Genomic DNA, 16,590 nt, shown 5'->3' on the forward strand with positions numbered 1-16,590 from the left:
GATAAGAGTGATCCTACGTTCATCCTACGTTCGGAACGTAGGATGAACGTAGGATGAGCGAATCTCTGCACTATCTACAATAGTCTCCTGTTAATCATCGCCAGCAACTGCGGACGGCAGGAACTACTAACCGGTAACTTCATATTACCAATCAGTACATGATTATCTACTATCTTCTCTAAATGCTGAATATTGATAATATAAGAATTATGTATCCTGATAAAATTCTCCGGTAACTGCTCTTCCAGATCTTTCATCCTTTTATACGCCAGTACTTTCCCATCAGGTAAAACAATGTTCACATATTCCTTCAGTGCCTCAATAAATAAAATATCAATGTATGCTATTTTAATAATCTGCTTCCCCGATTTGATAAAAATATAATCAGGTAAATGCTCAACAGGCGCAACAGGTGTAACCGCCGGAAAAGATAACACCGCCTTATTGATCGCCTGTACAAAACGTTTAAATGTAATGGGCTTTAACAGATAATCTATCGCATTATATTCATATCCTTCCAGTGCATAATTAGCAAAGGCAGTCGTAAATATGATCCGTTGTTCTTTGCTTAAAAAAGTAGCCAGTTCCATCCCCGACAATCCCGGCATCTGTATATCCAGGAACAATAAATCAGCCTGATCTGATTGCAGAAATGTCAGCGCTTCAAAAGCATCATAACACTTTTGCTTTAATACCAGTCGTGGTACTTTGCGGATATGATCTTCCAGCAATTGTACCGCATTCGGTTCATCATCTACTATAAGACAGGTAATATTATTCACAATGGAATATTTAAATGAGCATAGAATAAAGCATCTTTCTCACTTGTTTCAAAGATATAACGACTCCCATACAACAACTGCAATCTTGAAGTAAGGTTCATGATCCCGCTACCACTTTTCAGTTCTGATCTGTAAATTCTGTTAGAGATAACAGCATCCAGCGATTCCTCACTAATAGTAATAATTGCCACCAGGAAATTATTTTCATATCTTTTATCAATCCCATGCTTAAACACATTCTCTATCAGAGGAATTAACAACATCGGTGGTATCAGTAAGCTATCCGGTTCTCCATGAATATCAAACTGTACCTGTAAAGGATGACGCATCCGTAATTTCTCCAGATGAATATAATCATAGATAAAATTAATCTCCGTAGTTAACGGTATCAGGTCTTTTGTCCCTTCATCCACAAAATACCGCATGATATTAGACAACCTTTCCAGCAACACGGCAGTATCCGGAGATTCCCGTTGTGCTACAAAGTAAATATTATTCAGTGTATTGAATAAAAAGTGTGGTTGTACCTGCGACTTCAACAGCTTCAGCTCTGCTTCTGCCGTTCTTTTTTGTAATAGCTGTTGTTGCTCCCGTACACGGAAATATTCAATAGACAGATGAAATGCAATACTGAAAATGAAGATCAGGATACTGGAAAGAAAATAGGACAGATAATACATCACGTAATAACTGGTATCCTTAGTAGGCATAGGCTTCCCCTTTGAAAAGAACTGAAGGTACAGGGCATTCTGTAATTGCAGCCTGCCAATAGTCACCACTATCAGAAAAAGTATGATCAATAATATATAAGCAGTTCGTTTCTCTTTTTTATACAAACGGGGAATAAGCCACATCGCATTACCATAAATAACGATGGCATAAAACAACGTAGTTATAATAGCATAGGTAGCTGCTTCTGCGAAAGAATCATTCTGTAGATATATCCCAAAGAGCAACAGCAATACAAAAGACCACACGATCCATTGTACTTTGGGAAAAGAGATATGAGAGCTGATAGAAATCATATCTTCAAATATACTGGTTATCAACGCCTCCTTCACAGCATTTTAAATACTTATCCTCTTTTTTTCAATGGTTGAGATCTTGAACATTCTCCCCTGAATATTTAAAACTTACCACTATACATAGAAATCAATTGTTTATAGAAGATAACAATTGCAATTTCATTTCATAAAACAGACACTTATGAACAGAACTATTGCCCGCATCCTGATCCTGTTTTGCGTCATGCTCCGGTTTTCATTCTACCCATTGTTATATGCACAATCAATTCTCAGACCCGGCGACAAAACAATCAACTATGCCCTGCTGAAATCATGCTCTAACACATATAAAGGCATTATTTACGATTCTCTTGGAAAGACAGTCATGGAGATAATGATTATAGACGTGATTACCATAGACACCGTAAAAGGATTACTGACCAGGTCACAACACCAATACTTTCCCGGTGATTTTGAAAGATATGACTCTACCATTGCCGACCTGAAAACATTATCTCCCGTCCGTATGCGCATGGTCACTAATCCTCCCGTTATGCAAATGGACCTTGCGTTCAAAGATCTTGCTGTACATGCAGTTGTACACAAGAACAATACCTATATAGATACTACCCACAAAATAGAAGCAGGTTATTTTGATTCCAATCTGTTTCAATACTTCTTAGGATTTTTACCTTATAAAGAAGGTTTCTCTGCAGCAATAAACCTCTACACCTATGAAAAGGGTGGAGTAGATCCGCACAATGTAGCATACATGGGAGAAGATATTTTACCCGGCAGCACCCGCTATTCTCATATAGTAAAAACCACCCGCGAAAGCGACAATAAGAAAGTCACCGAGTATAGCTGGTATGATTCATTAACCGGCATCTTAGTGCACTTTGTGATGCCTTTCAGAAACGGATTATTTGTGATGAATAAAATATAAGCCCGCCCATTCCAGAACCAGTCAATATAAAAAGCGATCAGGGGTACCTCTGATCGCTTTTACCTTATTCCCCCCTGATCATTTTATTTATCAAAATAGTTGAATATTTCACCGAACTTACTTAATTTCGAATAAAAACCTCCAAATAACATATGTTGATAGAATTTAAAATATCGAACTACAGGTCTATTGGAGAAGAACAGATACTAAGCCTGGTTCCGGCAGCTAAACAAAGAGACTTTCCCAGTAACATACTGGAAAAGGGGAAAAACCAGGCCCTAAATGCAGTAGCACTATATGGTGCTAATGGAAGTGGTAAGAGCAATTTGCTTAGGGCAATGGGTTTGCTGGATAAACTACTACATCATTCTGCAAGAGCTTCATCCACTACAAAATTGCCTTATGATCCATTTTTATTAAAGAAAGGATGGAATGAAAAACCGACTTCCTTTGAAATCACTTTCATTCTAAATGACTTTCGTTACCGGTATGGATTAGAATTTAATCAAATGGCCATTGTTGCTGAATGGTTATTCCGAAAAGGACAAGGCAGGGAAGTAAGTTTGTTTCAAAGAAAAGATGATGTAATTGATACTTCTTCTGGTTTTCAGGGATCCACTAAAGTAATTGAAGCGGCCATTGAAGCTACCAGGGATAATGCACTGTTTCTTTCTACCTGCGATATGCTGAACGTTGATGAAGCAAAGCAGATATTTCAATGGTTCAGATATTTTAACATGGTTGATGGTCTTCAAACAGATGATGAAGAAATTCAAACTGTAGAATTATGGCAAAACTCAGAATATCAATCTAAAATAAAAGATTACTTCTGTAATCTGAATTTATCAATTGTTGATCTCGAAATTACCACTAAAACATTTGATGCAGAAAAAGAAATGTTTACAATATGGACCAGGCATAACATGTATGATGACAATGATAATAAAACGAAAGAATTATTGACATGGAAACTGGAAGAAAGAGAATCTGCCGGAACAAAAAAAGCATTTCATTTGAGCGGCCCCATACTATGGGCATTGGTTAATGGAGGAACTTTGATCATTGATGAAATTGAGGCAAAAGTCCATCCACTTATGACATTAAATACTATCAATCTCTTCCTCGACAATAAAACAAATCCTAATAAAGCCCAGATAATTTTCGCTACTCACGATACAAATCTGCTGTCCTATTGTAATCTTAGAAGAGATCAGATTTATTTTTCCGAGAAGAATAATTGGGAATCTACTGAGATCTATTCGCTTTCTGATTTTGTGTATGTAGTTAAAAACGATCCTGCCATTAAAGGTGAAAAAGAGCGTCCGGATACGGATAAAGAAAAAAGATATTTTGAAGGAAGATATGGGGCTGTCCCGGCATTTAAAAACTTCCGATTTCTAAACATTCCGGAGCATGGCGAGGAAAGGTAAACTTGGGCAGAAAGAAAATAAATAATCCTTAGATGCATGAATGAACTATTTCATTCACGCATCTAAGGAATACTTACAACTGAGTTGAATCTGAAATATCCTTCCACTGTTCCAGCTGCTCTACCATTGTATTCAGTTTACCGGAAGCACGTGTATAAGCATCACTACCTAAAAACAGTAATACCGGCGGTTCTGGCATTAATGAGAGCTTAATAATTGCTTCAGCAGCCTTTACAGGGTCACCAATCTGCTTGCCATCCATCTCCAGGTACCTGGCATGTGATGCCCTGACATCCACGTAGTCATCAATCCTGTTCTCAGAGAGTGCCAGTGACTCCTGCGAAAGGAATTGCGTACGGAAAGCACCGGGAGCAATAGCCGTTACTTTAATACCTAACGACTTCACATCCTGTGCCATCACATCAGATAATGCAATCACCGCATTCTTCGCCGCAGCATACACCGCCCATCCAACAGCACCGGCTATAGCTGCAACAGATGCAATGTTCATGATATGCCCGGAACGCTGCGCACGCAGATAAGGCATCGCCTTCTGCATGACAGTGATAGTGGCAAATACATTCACATCAAAGCTGTCTGCAACCTCTTTACGGCTTAACTCTTCCACAGCGCCACCAATACCATAACCCGCATTGTTCACCACCACATCGATGCTCCCAAATTTCTCATGCGTGGCCTTCATGGAAGCAGCTACAGATGCATCATTACCAAGATCAACTTCCAGGGGAAGGAAATTTTCTGCTGTACCCACCGCCTGAGCCAGAGAAGAAATGTTCCGGGAAGTAGCAGCTACCCGGTATCCTTCAGATAGCAGTTTCTTAACCAGGGCAAGCCCCAATCCTTTGGAGGCCCCGGTAACGTACCAAACTTGTTTGTTATTCATATAGCAAAGGTAGATAGCCGGGATATACAGGCAGCTGTATTTATCAAACTAATAAATGTAAAAATCAAACAAAAAAGGCCGTATCATTACTGATACAGCCCTGCACCCTAAAATCTATTTAACTTACTCCGTAATCATCTCACACTTAATCTTTGCCTTTTCTTCCACCTTCTTGGCAATCTCAATTCCGCCTTCCTGCACCGTGCAAACAGAGAAATTCTCATCCTCTACCTTAGCCACTGCTATTTTGCCCAGCGTCTTCTTACGCGTCATCTTCTTGCCGTCAACAGTCAGTTCTGTGAGTTCATAGACCCGGAACTCGTCCAGTTCCTTCACACCCAGCAGGCTGCCCGCTACAATTAACACCTTAGCTGCACCACCATTGCTGTTCTTCTCCTCTATCTCCGCAATAGACACTGTCACCTTAAAGTTGTCTTTAATAAACCTTTCAATCTGGGGTTTAAGATCTTTCAGGGCGTCTTCAAAAGCAATCTTCCCTCTGCCATTACCAATAAAAGTACTGGTGGCAACCACTTCGGCCCTTGCCACATCTATCACACTCATGGTAAAGGATATTTCCGCCACATTGGCCGTAGTAACCCCTATAACAGGAATATTCGTTTGTTTGATCTCCACCGCCGCTCTGGCTACATTGCCGGTGATAACATACTGAGCCCCTGTAGCTTTCGCCTGTTCCAGCAACTGCGGGTCCACCGTTTCTGTCGTTTGCAGGGAATCAGCCTTCACCTGGGCCATCTTATCCTTCTCTATCAGGGTAAGCCGCTTATTGCGGGAAAATACGTCGGCAACCGTTTCCTGTACGGAAACTACGTTATTACTATTTTGAGAAGCACCGCTTCTAAAAGGGGCGATACCTATTACAGTTTTGCTTTGTCCGAAAGCAGCAGTAGAAACAGCAATGCTAATAAATACTGAGAGCATTCTCCTTATCATAATCCGGTATTGTTTAAAGTGGCATATAAAATAATGCGCAAAATTAAGGAAAATTACCCTGCTACCTGTTCCTGTTTTACAGGTAATATAATCGTAAATGTGGCCCCTTCCTTTTCACGGCTATGTGCTGTAATCAGTCCGTTGTGTTTATCTACGATCTTGCGGGTAACTGCCAGACCAATGCCCGTGCCCTCAAATTTGTCCTTCGTATGTAAACGTTGGAACAGCACAAATATTTTATCAAGATATTTCTCATCGAAGCCAATACCGTTGTCAGAGATCGTTATACAGAGGTAAGGACCGGTTAAATCAGCCGGACTATCAAAACGTTTGTATTGAATACGGGTAGCCGAGATGCTGATCATCGGCTGTATATCTTTACGGGAGAATTTAAATGCATTACTGAGGAGATTCTGAAAAACCTGTCTTAGCTGCCCTGGCACTGCTTCTATCACCGGCAATGGACTCACAGTTACAATCGCGTTTTTCTCCTGGATAAGAATTTCAAGATCTGATAAGATCTCTTTAATAATTATTTCCAGGTTCACCGGCTCAAAGAAATTTACCTGCGATAAGCGGGAGAACTTTAACAAATCATTAATGAGATTGGTCATACGGGAAGATGAACCGATGATACGGTCCAGGTAATCTATCGCCTTTTCTTCCATGTTCTCCTGGTACCGCTCCCTGAGCATATTACCGAACAGATGGATCTTCCGCAGTGGCTCTTTCAGGTCATGAGAAGCTACAAATGCATATTGCTGCAACTCCGTATTACTGGATTCCAGCTCCTGGTTAGCCTTACGCAGGCGGTCTTCCGTATCTTTCTTCTCGGTAAGATCATTACAGGTGATCACTATACCATCCTGTGTTCTAACGGCTGTCAGTTCAAACCAGGCATCCCTGCCATCCAGCTCCGTTTTAAATTCCGTATGTAGCATACGGCCCTTTGCCACTACCTGTTCATATTTATCAAATAATCCATCCTGTGTTAATTGTGGCAAAGATAACATGGACACCTGCTTCTGTTTCATAACATCCCTGCCCAGCAACCGCTCTGCTGCTTTATTAGCTGTCAGCAACCTGAAGTCACCGGGAACCGCTTTAAAAGCCATGATCATACTGGTACTGGCATTAAATACGCCTTTCAGCAGCATATCCAGCTCCTTAATAGCCGTAATATCCACAAAGGTGATCACCACGCCATCTGTCTGTTTATCCTGACGGATATAAGGCATGATCTTCATCAGGTGCATGTTGCCATTACTCAGCATCCGTTCCTTTTCCACCGTATGTTTATTCGTGATCACCCCATTGATATCATCAACAAGGCTATCCTGTTGAATATTGGTAGAAATATGATTAATAGGACGACCAATATCCGTAGGAATAAGATTGATCATATTTACTGCTGCAGGATTGAATTTGCGGATACGTAACCTGGCATCCACGAAGATCTGCCCGATATCCGTACTCCGGAAATAGTTGTCTATATCATCATTCAGCTCTATCAGCTCTTTTATTTTCAGCTGATGTTCCGTATTCAGCGTATGCAGCTCTTCATTGAGAGATTGCAGTTCTTCATTGCTGGACTGTAACTCTTCATTGGCAGATAATAATTCTTCATTGCTGGACTGCATCTCTTCATTGGAAGTTTCCAGTCCTTCAATAGCCATCTGCAGATTCGTTCTGGTTTCCCCCAGTTCGGCTTCCAGCAATAAAATATGATCATTCACGCCAATAGTATGGGGCACGTAATGATCCGATGCAATGATCCTTTCCGGTTCCTCACCAAACACGATCAGCGTAAACTGCGGCCCTGGTTTCACCAGCATATTCACTACCCGCGCTCCATCTTTGGTATTCAGCTTCACCCCTTTTACCGGCACCTTCTGTTCTGTTTTCCAGGCCTGGCGTAATGCCATATTCAATACCATGGAAAGATCCACAGGGATCATTTTTAACAGGTTCAGGTTTAATTTCTTTTCAGGGAGAGATAAGTATTTTTTATAGTTACCGATTGCTTCACGGATCTCGTAATTCTTATCTATATATACCGCGGCATAACCATAATCATCCGCCATTACTTCCCTGAATTCTTCCAGCAGTTCTGTAGCTATCCGTTTCTCAGGAAGGCCATTAGCCCTCATTTCACGCGCCTGCCGGATATACTCCAGGGGGCTTGACAGGTTCTCTGGCGCAGCAGACTTTACACTATTGTTCTTTCTGTAAATCTTCCACTTGGGACTGATCTCTTCCAGCCCTCCACGAATAACAGCAGCAGATTCACTGGGGCCAAGAAATAAATACCCTCCCGCATTCATGGCAAAATGAAGGGATGTTAATACCTGACGTTGTAATACATTATCAAAATAAATGAGCATGTTACGGCAGGTAACAAGATCATTTTTTATAAATGGAGGATCTTTCAGAATATTATGACGGGCAAATACGATCTGTTTGCGTAAACGCGGCACGATCTGGTATTTGTTATCTTCCTTAATGAAATATTTTTTAAGTATTTCCGGCTCCATCTCTTTCATCACACTGCCAGGATAACAACCTTTGGACGCGAATTCGATTGCATTACTGTCAATATCAGTGGCAAATACTTTTATATCCAGCCATTTATTCCTTTTCTGAAGCGCCTGGTCCAGCATGATAGCAATAGAATATACTTCTTCACCGGTACTACAGGCAGTGACCCATATTTTGAGGATAGCCCCTTCTTCCTTACTCTCTAACAATTTACCAAGCACCTGGTCCTTCAGCACTTCAAACGCCGCTTTATCCCTGAAAAAACGGGTCACCCCTATCAGGAAATCCTGTGCCAGCAACTTATTCTCTTCCTGATTTTCCTGCAATAATTGCAGGTAATCTTCCAGGCTTTTTATATTGAGCTGAGCCATGCGCTTTGCAATGCGCCTGGTGATAGTAGGAGATTTATAATGATTGAAATCCTGACCGCTGTTTTCTTTTACCAGCTGGAATACCTGAGGTAACAATGCTTCATCTATCTTTCCATTAAATACCTGTGCAGGCATATCCTGGATGTAGTTATAGATTTCCCCGGGCATGAACTCCGGCGCCAATACATAATCTATATTTTCTGAATTGATGGCGCTTCTGGGCATGCCATCAAACTTGGCCGATTCGGGGTCCTGTACCATTACCATCCCACCGGCTTTCTTAATAGCCCCTGCACCACGGGTACCATCCGTACCTGTACCGGACAGGATAATACAGATAGCATAACGGCCTTTATCTTTAGCCAAAGAAAATAAGAAGGTATCTATGGCAGTATTAGGCGCTTTCTCTACAGGCTTTTGCTGCAACTGCAGGCGGCCCTGATCTACAATGATTTCTTTATTATTGGGAATTACATATACGCAATCATTCTCTATCAGCATGTCTTTCTCCACTTCCCTTACCTTCATATTCGTATGCTTGGATACAAGCTCCACCAACAGGCTTTTATAATCAGGGGATAGGTGCTGTATGATCACGAAAGAGAGATTGCCGTATTCCGGCATATTATCAAAAAATTCATGAATCGCTTCCAATCCCCCGGCCGAGGCCCCAATAGCTACTATGTAATTCACTTTCTTCATTAATGGTTTCTTAACCTAAACCATTTTCATACCAAAATATGAGTATCTGTACTCATTCCTTATTTAACATCTGATGCCCATGATTTGAATGTCAGGAAGGTATCAGCGGCAGACTGTATCAGTCTTGCTTTTTGAACATCTGTACCATTGTACCCGTCCAGATAATGTGCGAAACTGTCCCACATGACCTGTGTGTTAGTCCCGTAACTTTCAAAGAAAGTGAGTGCTTTGGAAACATCGGGAACATTATGTGTAAGGATCTGGCTGATCTCCTGTCCGCCCGGGGTAGATACTTCCAACACATATAAAGCCCCCAGGGCCTGCCCGGCATCTGTTATTTCAGGAATATCCGTACATAAAGGAGGTGGCTCTACAGGAGATCCGTTTATAACGCCCATATCCTGCAACAACAGGGGTGCCTTACGCCGCTGTTCAAAGCCTCCGGGGAAACTGGTATCCAGGTGTGCAGCAATATGCTGTTCTAACGGGTAGTAGTATCCGTAAAACAATTGTAGAAGACTAATATATGCAGCTGGGGTATTGGTTTGCTTTATTTTGGGAATAAGGATCTGCTCCAGTTCCTGGTGCAGGGTCTCCGTACGCTCCCTTAAATACTTGATCATCATCTTAATTATAATTTTTCAGACTGATGATTAAAATTACGGCGAATAAATGTCCTGATCGTGTGGAATAATCTCTACGGCAGTTGCACCACTGTGAACCAGTAGGCATGCAGCATGTGGGTGAATGCGACTAAATCTGAGAAATTAGCGGGTTTAATAGAATAACTGTTCACACCCAGTTCGTAACATTTGGAGATATCCTTTGCCTCAGTAGATGTAGTAAGGATAATAATGGGCAACCTTTTAAAATTAATATGCTCTTTGATTTCACGTAATGCCTCACGGCCATCTTTGCGGGGCATATTAAGATCCAGCAGGATAATACTGGGAAAGGGGTATTTTTCTTCATCCGCATATTTGCCGTGCCTGTTCAGATAATGCATCAGCTCTTCTCCGTTCTCGACAAAATGCAATTCTGCTTCAGCACCGCTTTCTTCAAATGCAACCTTGATCAGCTCTCTGTCATCAGCATCATCATCAGCCACAAGTATACATTTCCGGGTAGGTTGCACCTTTCTGATCATCCAATTTCTAAATTTAACGGCTAAAATTACTTAAATAAAGTTGCATAACGGTGGAATTGTGCCTTCGCAGTCCCGGGATTTATATCCCGGGACTACTTTGAAGGACTTGCACTTTTAAGAATTATATTGTTGAAGTCAAAAATCAGGGGTAACAAGCATTTGCTAAAGGAAGCTACGCAAAAGTACCCCCTGTGACTCCAAAAAGCAGATCGGATCGGGAAAAATCATTGCGCAAACGGGAATTATCAACGGAATTTCACCCTGTTCTCTATCGTTCCATTGAAAGACGACGGTCCCATGTGTACCAGTGGTGTTACGACGCTGCCAGTACGACCTCCCGGATTTCCACTGATATAAGACAGTGCGGAAGCCAGGCTGGTTTCTGCAGGATCTCCGAAATCATGTGTCACATCATCAGCAGCCACATAATCCGGTGTCATACCATGAAAATAATCCCCTTCTCCACTGGCATTCTGCATAGAAAAACTAGACATATACACCGTGTATTCATCTATCTTAATCCCAAAGAAACCTACCGGTTTTCCATAGGTCTGTTGCCCTACCAGTTTCACCGGTAAATAAGGTTTCAGGCTGTTGATGGTCAGTTCACTGGCTGAGGCCGTATTACCTGTTACAATAAATACCACCTGTTTTACGGTCTGTAAACTACCCTGTTTGGCAAACTTATAAGTATTATTAGCTACAGAATAATCTACATCTGCGTAGGTCGCAATATGTCCATTGTACATCTGCGTATTACCATTTGCATCCAGGTATATCTGCTGTTGCAGGATAGGCGCCTGTCCGTTCTGTAATAAGGTATTGAAATATTCTATGTACATCGTTTTCCCGTTCAGTGAAGATGGAGCCACCAGGTTCACCAGCTCTTCTGCTGCCGAGGTATATCCCCCTCCGTTGTACCGGAGGTCTATTACCAGTGCAGTTACACCAGCAGTTGCAAACGACGCAAACACCTGTGTGAGGGCAGTATTAAAACTGGTAGGAGTAGAAAACCGGCTTACCGCTACATACCCTACTTTCTGTGTACCGGCGGTCAGTACTGCCTGTTTAAACACCGGATTAGTAGTATATGCATTTTGCGTCAGCGTGATAGTACTGGTACTACCACTGTTCTTCTTCACACTCAGCGTAACAGTTGATCCTTCAAGTGCTGCATTGACAAAAGAAGATGAACCGGAAGAAATAGTAGTGCCGTTTATACTCAGTATACGGTCACCTCTTACCAGCCCCGCCTGATCTGCCGGAGATGCCGGGTTTACATAGCGGACACGGATATCAGTATCCGCCGCTGCAGTAAGTGCAATACCAAAGTCATTACCTTTATCAGCCAGGGAGACTGTCGCTTTTCTTCCTCCTGCAGTAGCATTCCCTTCTTCCATAAAGGAATATTTTGGAACACCCGGATAACCGGAATACTCATAAGGACTACCCGTAGTAGGGTTAATTTTATATTGAGTGATCAGGAATAATTCCTTTTTATAGTTACTTAACACATCACCACCTGTTGCATACTGGCGGGGATTGAAAGTAGTATAATCCGGTAACGCATCATACCAGAGGTAAACTTCTTTAGCATACAGGTAAAGGGAATCAAGGGTCAGTTGTTCGCGGGTACCTTCAGCTGGAGATACAGGTGTAGCCGGCTTATTATCCTTTTTGCAGGATAAGGCAAGAAGCACAATCAGTATGAGGGAGGCATAAGTTTTCACCGGAAATATTTTATAGACAAAATTAAGAATATATGAATATACAAAAACCCCGGTAAATACCGGGGCTTCTGATGTGGTTAACCGTATAATAATCTCAGGTAGCTGATAGCTATTAACTAAATTTCTTTGTACCGGAAGTGTAAATATGGATAGTTGCTGGGAGTTTTGTAAGCATTCGGTGTACGGTTGCTGTACAGGTCCTGCAATTCTATGATAAAGGTACGACCACCTGCTGTAGTTGCCCTTACCGTCAGAAACTTACCATGTTCAATTACCGGCAATGCTTCATGCCTTACAATGTTATAATTATACCATCCTGCTACCACAGTATAGTTAACAGTATCAATACTGTTTAATCCAATCTTTTTAGTAGCGATGCTTGTCCAGGTAGGAGATACTAATCCTGTAGCGATAGAATCAAAAGAGGTACGGGCAAATGAAAGTGTATAAGCTGTATACACGCTCACATCTGCATTCGCTGTACCACTAAAAACCAGGTCTGCATTCACAGAATCAGTACCATCATTGGACCTCAGACTGTAGTAATACTTTGAATTCGCAATGTGCGGAGGATTGCCGGTATTATTAACAGTCCCCTGCAGGAAATTCTTAACAGTATAAATCTCGTTGGTTGAACTTCTGAACAACTTTCCAAAGGTATTGGCATAAGTAAAAGCTGCAGAATCTCCGGGATTGCTGATAACAACTGCTACTTCATTACCCGGACGCAAACCTGCATTATTCTCTTTCTGACAGGCAACAGCCAATACAGCCAGCACACCTGCTGCCATACCCAGAATTATACGGTTGGTTTTTGTACTTTTACCTGCAGTTGCAGGGGTGGCATTTAAATTTTTCATTTTTCTGTTTTTAAAATGTTAGGATTTTTAGGTGTCCTTCTGTAATCATTTACAGGACCGGACAATGCAACTGTCCGGTCTTTTATAATAACATCAGGCTACCCGTTCATATTTAGGTTAACGTCTATTCTGTAACGGTGAAACTTTGCGGGATATCTGTATAGCTGTCATATCCATCCGTACCCACATAGGAAATCTGCAATTTACTATACACGCCTAACGGATAAGTATCCGGTATACGAACAGTTACGCCACTGGCAGTACGGCTTACTATTTCCAGATTATAATACGTGAACTCCGGTGCATAACGTGCCCTTATAAATGTAAGCTCAGGCAGAAACTTCCCGGGGAATGTATGCGTATCCCCACGTTTCAATGTAAATGCAGCCGTTAAAATTAATTCCGGTACACCAGGGGCAACATACACGAAATACCGGCTGCTGGTAATACTGCGTATCCCGCTGTTGATCTTTATTTTGTACCAGCCAGTATCTACTCCTTCTTCAGGAATACCCGCCTGTAACCAGTTGGCATAACCACCATATCCCAATCCGTTTATAGACAAACGTGTTGTTATACCTGTTTTAGATACCAGGTAGATACTGGTCTTTGCAGTATCTGTAATCACATTGTACAGATTACCTAAATCAAGTGTGCCACCAAGAGATGACAACACATCCGCATTCTCATTCAACAATATATCTGCCTGGTTAATGTTAAGATGTAATACATACTTTACTACACTCCCGCTCTCTGAGGTAACAGTATAGGTAACACTGTCTTTCAGCGCAATCTTCTGCCCGGATGCAGGTGATACCGTTGCATTTTCGGATACGCTGATAACAGGTGAAACAGAATCTGGTAACACTTCGGATGAAGGCCAGTAAAGAATAATTTTCCCGTTATTAATCGCCCCTTCCAAATGATCGTTTACTGTAAAAGATGTCATCTCATTATAAGGGTAAGGAGCATTGACCTTCTCCTTTTTACAGGCGCTGATGAATAGGATGAACGCTACTATTATTGTATAATTGAATCGCATTTTTCTGGTTGAATTTAGTTAACAGGGTATAATATCTGAATGGTCTTTTCTAACAGAAACGCTCTGCTGTAATTCACCACTTTTACCTTATAAGTACCTTCGGGAATTGTTGCAGCATAAGGCATATAAACAGAGAAAGAACCATCAACACCGTTGCTGGTATTAAAATCCGTAGTGCCTACCGGTTTATATTCTTTTCCGTCTGTTCCAATAAATACTACCTGCGGTTTTACTGTTAAACTACTATTGACAATAAAATTCTTTCCACTGATCGTATACGTCATTGGCCTGTCATATGGATAAGTATCAGACACGCTGCTGGTCGTCCAGCTGTCTTCTGTTATTTCATTAACAGACAATGCAGGCTGCTGCGTTTCCACTATCAGCTTATAAGATGCCACACTACCATCTTTAGCCGTCACTTTGTATTGCACGTTCTCTGCAAAGAATAAGCTATCCAATCCTGTAATCAGTGAATTACTACCAGGAGTAACACTCGCGCCATCAGACACTTTAATTTCTGCCTGTAATGAAGTGAGATAATAGTAATAAGGTACATATGCAGTAATGGTTTTATCAGCATCATTAATCACTCCATAGATAGGATCTCCCGATACATTCGTTACCTTATATTCCAATACACGATTGGTAGCAAGAGCAGGTGGATTGATGGTTTCTGTTTTTGTACAGGCAACTGCCATTAGCAGTAACACTACTAATTTGATCTTCATTTTATATCCAGATTTTTGGTGCCGTCTTTTTGTATGGCATATTTAAATGTAATAAAGCCCGGTTTATAAGAACGGGTAGGGATTACAGGAGCATCTTTATAAATACTATAGATGATCACCTTTGCATAATTCCCTTTCGCTGTTCTTACTACCAGTGTACGTGGCATATTGTAACACACATGTGTAACAGAATCATAAGGCTGATCAGGGAACTGCTGACCATAAAAATCATAGAAAGCCCAGCCATCTCCACTACCACTGAAGTGATCCAGTCCAATTGATTCATTCGTTTTAAACAGCTCTTCATTCACTGTTTTCACCAGGGAAAAGGCGGAATCAAATAACTTACGTGATGGGATCATGGTAAAGGGTTTTCCTTCTCCATTGTAATAAGTAGCATCTATACCACTGTTCATCTCCATATAAATCCCTCCTTTACCGGGGCCTCCATATCCAGGTGAATACTGCGCCTTCCCGTTATTCGCATAAATACTGCTGTTATAAGTGCCGGTAAAGGCAAGGTCCCAGTTGGATGTCTGTGCCTGCGACGCAGGAATCACTTTCTGATCTTCCAGGCTGTAATAAAATGCTTTGGCTGCATTAGAAGAATTAGCGGCCGTATCTGCGGCAACGTTATATAGCATAAATACACCTGTATTAATCGTAGTGGTATCTACAGGTGTTACCTTTTCCGGTTCCGCATCGGAACTTTTTGAGCATGCGGCGGCCAGCATGGCCAGGGCCACGCATAAAATGCTGATCTTTTTCATATAATCTACTTAAGGTGTCTTCAGATTTCTACTACCATCTTCCTGTACAAAATACCTGAATGTGAAATAAGGCGCCGGCCAGTAAAGATCAGTTACAGCAGGAGGGTTTCCCTGATATACATTGATCAGCTCAAGCTTGGCATATTTACCTTCTGCTGTACGTAAAACAAAAGTCCGGTTCCTGATAGGTATAGCCAGATGGGTACTAAGCGAATAAAAATACCAGCCTGTATTATAAGCCTGAGGATAACCATCCCATCCTACAAAGTTCAGGTTACTCTCTGTATCAGGAGCCACCGTTACAGCCGAATAAGGAGAATCTATAGCGATGATCGTTCCTTTACCAGGACCTCCAAAACCAGGGCCGGCCACACTGCCGTTATTCACGTATACCAGCGCATTGTAGACTTCCGTAAAAGCAAGGTCCCAACTATTACTTTTCCTGTTGGCAGCAGAGCTGTCCCATGATTGCAACTTAGTGCCCAGCTTAAAATAAAACGTTTTAAAAGGACGTCTCTCCTTCCCTTCCACGCCATCTGCTACAGATGCTTCCGTATCTCCTGCCAGGTCTTTGATCACCGTGCTAATGCCATCTTCGTAATTTGTTTTGGCTATATTGTTATCTTCCTTTTTACAGGAAGACAACAACAGTATAAGGGCCATCATTCGGATATACATA

General features: G+C 41.6%; 15 protein-coding genes. 2 read left to right on the plus strand and 13 right to left on the minus strand.

Annotated features, from left to right (window positions below; translation table 11 throughout):
• Positions 1 to 74: 74 nt before the first annotated feature.
• Positions 75 to 782, minus strand: a complete 708-nt coding sequence (locus tag BMW86_RS06645) for a LytR/AlgR family response regulator transcription factor (RefSeq protein WP_089780147.1) — start codon at positions 780 to 782, stop codon at positions 75 to 77.
• The gene (locus tag BMW86_RS06650) at positions 779 to 1,807 is read right to left on the minus strand and encodes a sensor histidine kinase (protein WP_143056511.1); all 1,029 of its coding nucleotides are present in this window, start codon (positions 1,805 to 1,807) and stop codon (positions 779 to 781) included. The genes BMW86_RS06645 and BMW86_RS06650 overlap by 4 nt, the downstream gene beginning before the upstream one ends.
• A gap of 181 nt (positions 1,808 to 1,988) precedes the next feature.
• Between BMW86_RS06650 and BMW86_RS06655 the strand changes: the two genes are divergently transcribed.
• Positions 1,989 to 2,732: a DUF3108 domain-containing protein gene (locus BMW86_RS06655; protein ID WP_089780151.1), complete on the plus strand. Its 744-nt coding sequence runs from the start codon at positions 1,989 to 1,991 to the stop codon at positions 2,730 to 2,732.
• 152 nt (positions 2,733 to 2,884) lie between these two features.
• Entirely contained in the window at positions 2,885 to 4,162 is a 1,278-nt protein-coding gene (locus BMW86_RS06660) for an AAA family ATPase (protein WP_089780153.1), read from the plus strand.
• Positions 4,163 to 4,235: 73 nt separating this feature from the next.
• Here the strand turns inward: BMW86_RS06660 and BMW86_RS06665 are convergent, their stop codons facing one another.
• The 11 genes from BMW86_RS06665 to BMW86_RS06715 form a co-directional block, all read right to left on the minus strand.
• Complete coding sequence (locus tag BMW86_RS06665; RefSeq protein WP_089780155.1) at positions 4,236 to 5,066, minus strand: SDR family NAD(P)-dependent oxidoreductase; 831 nt, start codon at positions 5,064 to 5,066, stop codon at positions 4,236 to 4,238.
• Between the two features lie 123 nt (positions 5,067 to 5,189).
• Positions 5,190 to 6,020 carry a hypothetical protein gene (locus BMW86_RS06670; protein ID WP_143056512.1) on the minus strand — a complete coding sequence of 277 codons (831 nt, stop codon included), beginning with the start codon at positions 6,018 to 6,020 and terminating at the stop codon, positions 5,190 to 5,192.
• A gap of 53 nt (positions 6,021 to 6,073) precedes the next feature.
• On the minus strand, positions 6,074 to 9,631 hold the full coding sequence (locus BMW86_RS06675; protein ID WP_089780160.1) for a CheR family methyltransferase: 3,558 nt from the start codon (positions 9,629 to 9,631) through the stop codon (positions 6,074 to 6,076).
• Positions 9,632 to 9,690: 59 nt separating this feature from the next.
• Positions 9,691 to 10,257 (minus strand): biliverdin-producing heme oxygenase, encoded by a 567-nt coding sequence (locus BMW86_RS06680; protein WP_089780162.1) that lies wholly within the window; start codon positions 10,255 to 10,257, stop codon positions 9,691 to 9,693.
• A 71-nt stretch (positions 10,258 to 10,328) separates the two neighbouring features.
• Positions 10,329 to 10,778 (minus strand): response regulator, encoded by a 450-nt coding sequence (locus BMW86_RS06685; protein WP_089780164.1) that lies wholly within the window; start codon positions 10,776 to 10,778, stop codon positions 10,329 to 10,331.
• 245 nt (positions 10,779 to 11,023) lie between these two features.
• On the minus strand, positions 11,024 to 12,508 hold the full coding sequence (locus tag BMW86_RS06690) for a S41 family peptidase (protein WP_089780166.1): 1,485 nt from the start codon (positions 12,506 to 12,508) through the stop codon (positions 11,024 to 11,026).
• A gap of 116 nt (positions 12,509 to 12,624) precedes the next feature.
• Positions 12,625 to 13,368 (minus strand): hypothetical protein, encoded by a 744-nt coding sequence (locus BMW86_RS06695; RefSeq protein WP_089780168.1) that lies wholly within the window; start codon positions 13,366 to 13,368, stop codon positions 12,625 to 12,627.
• A 124-nt stretch (positions 13,369 to 13,492) separates the two neighbouring features.
• Entirely contained in the window at positions 13,493 to 14,410 is a 918-nt protein-coding gene (locus BMW86_RS06700; RefSeq protein WP_089780170.1) for a hypothetical protein, read from the minus strand.
• Positions 14,411 to 14,424: 14 nt separating this feature from the next.
• Positions 14,425 to 15,141, minus strand: a complete 717-nt coding sequence (locus BMW86_RS06705; RefSeq protein WP_089780172.1) for a hypothetical protein — start codon at positions 15,139 to 15,141, stop codon at positions 14,425 to 14,427.
• Entirely contained in the window at positions 15,138 to 15,911 is a 774-nt protein-coding gene (locus tag BMW86_RS06710) for an HmuY family protein (RefSeq protein ID WP_089780174.1), read from the minus strand. Before BMW86_RS06710 ends, BMW86_RS06705 begins: the two co-directional genes overlap by 4 nt.
• Before the next feature lie 9 nt (positions 15,912 to 15,920).
• Entirely contained in the window at positions 15,921 to 16,589 is a 669-nt protein-coding gene (locus tag BMW86_RS06715; protein WP_089780176.1) for an HmuY family protein, read from the minus strand.
• Position 16,590: the final 1 nt, after the last annotated feature.

It is taken from the genome of Chitinophaga sp. YR573 (genome assembly GCF_900110995.1).
Taxonomy (GTDB): domain Bacteria; phylum Bacteroidota; class Bacteroidia; order Chitinophagales; family Chitinophagaceae; genus Chitinophaga.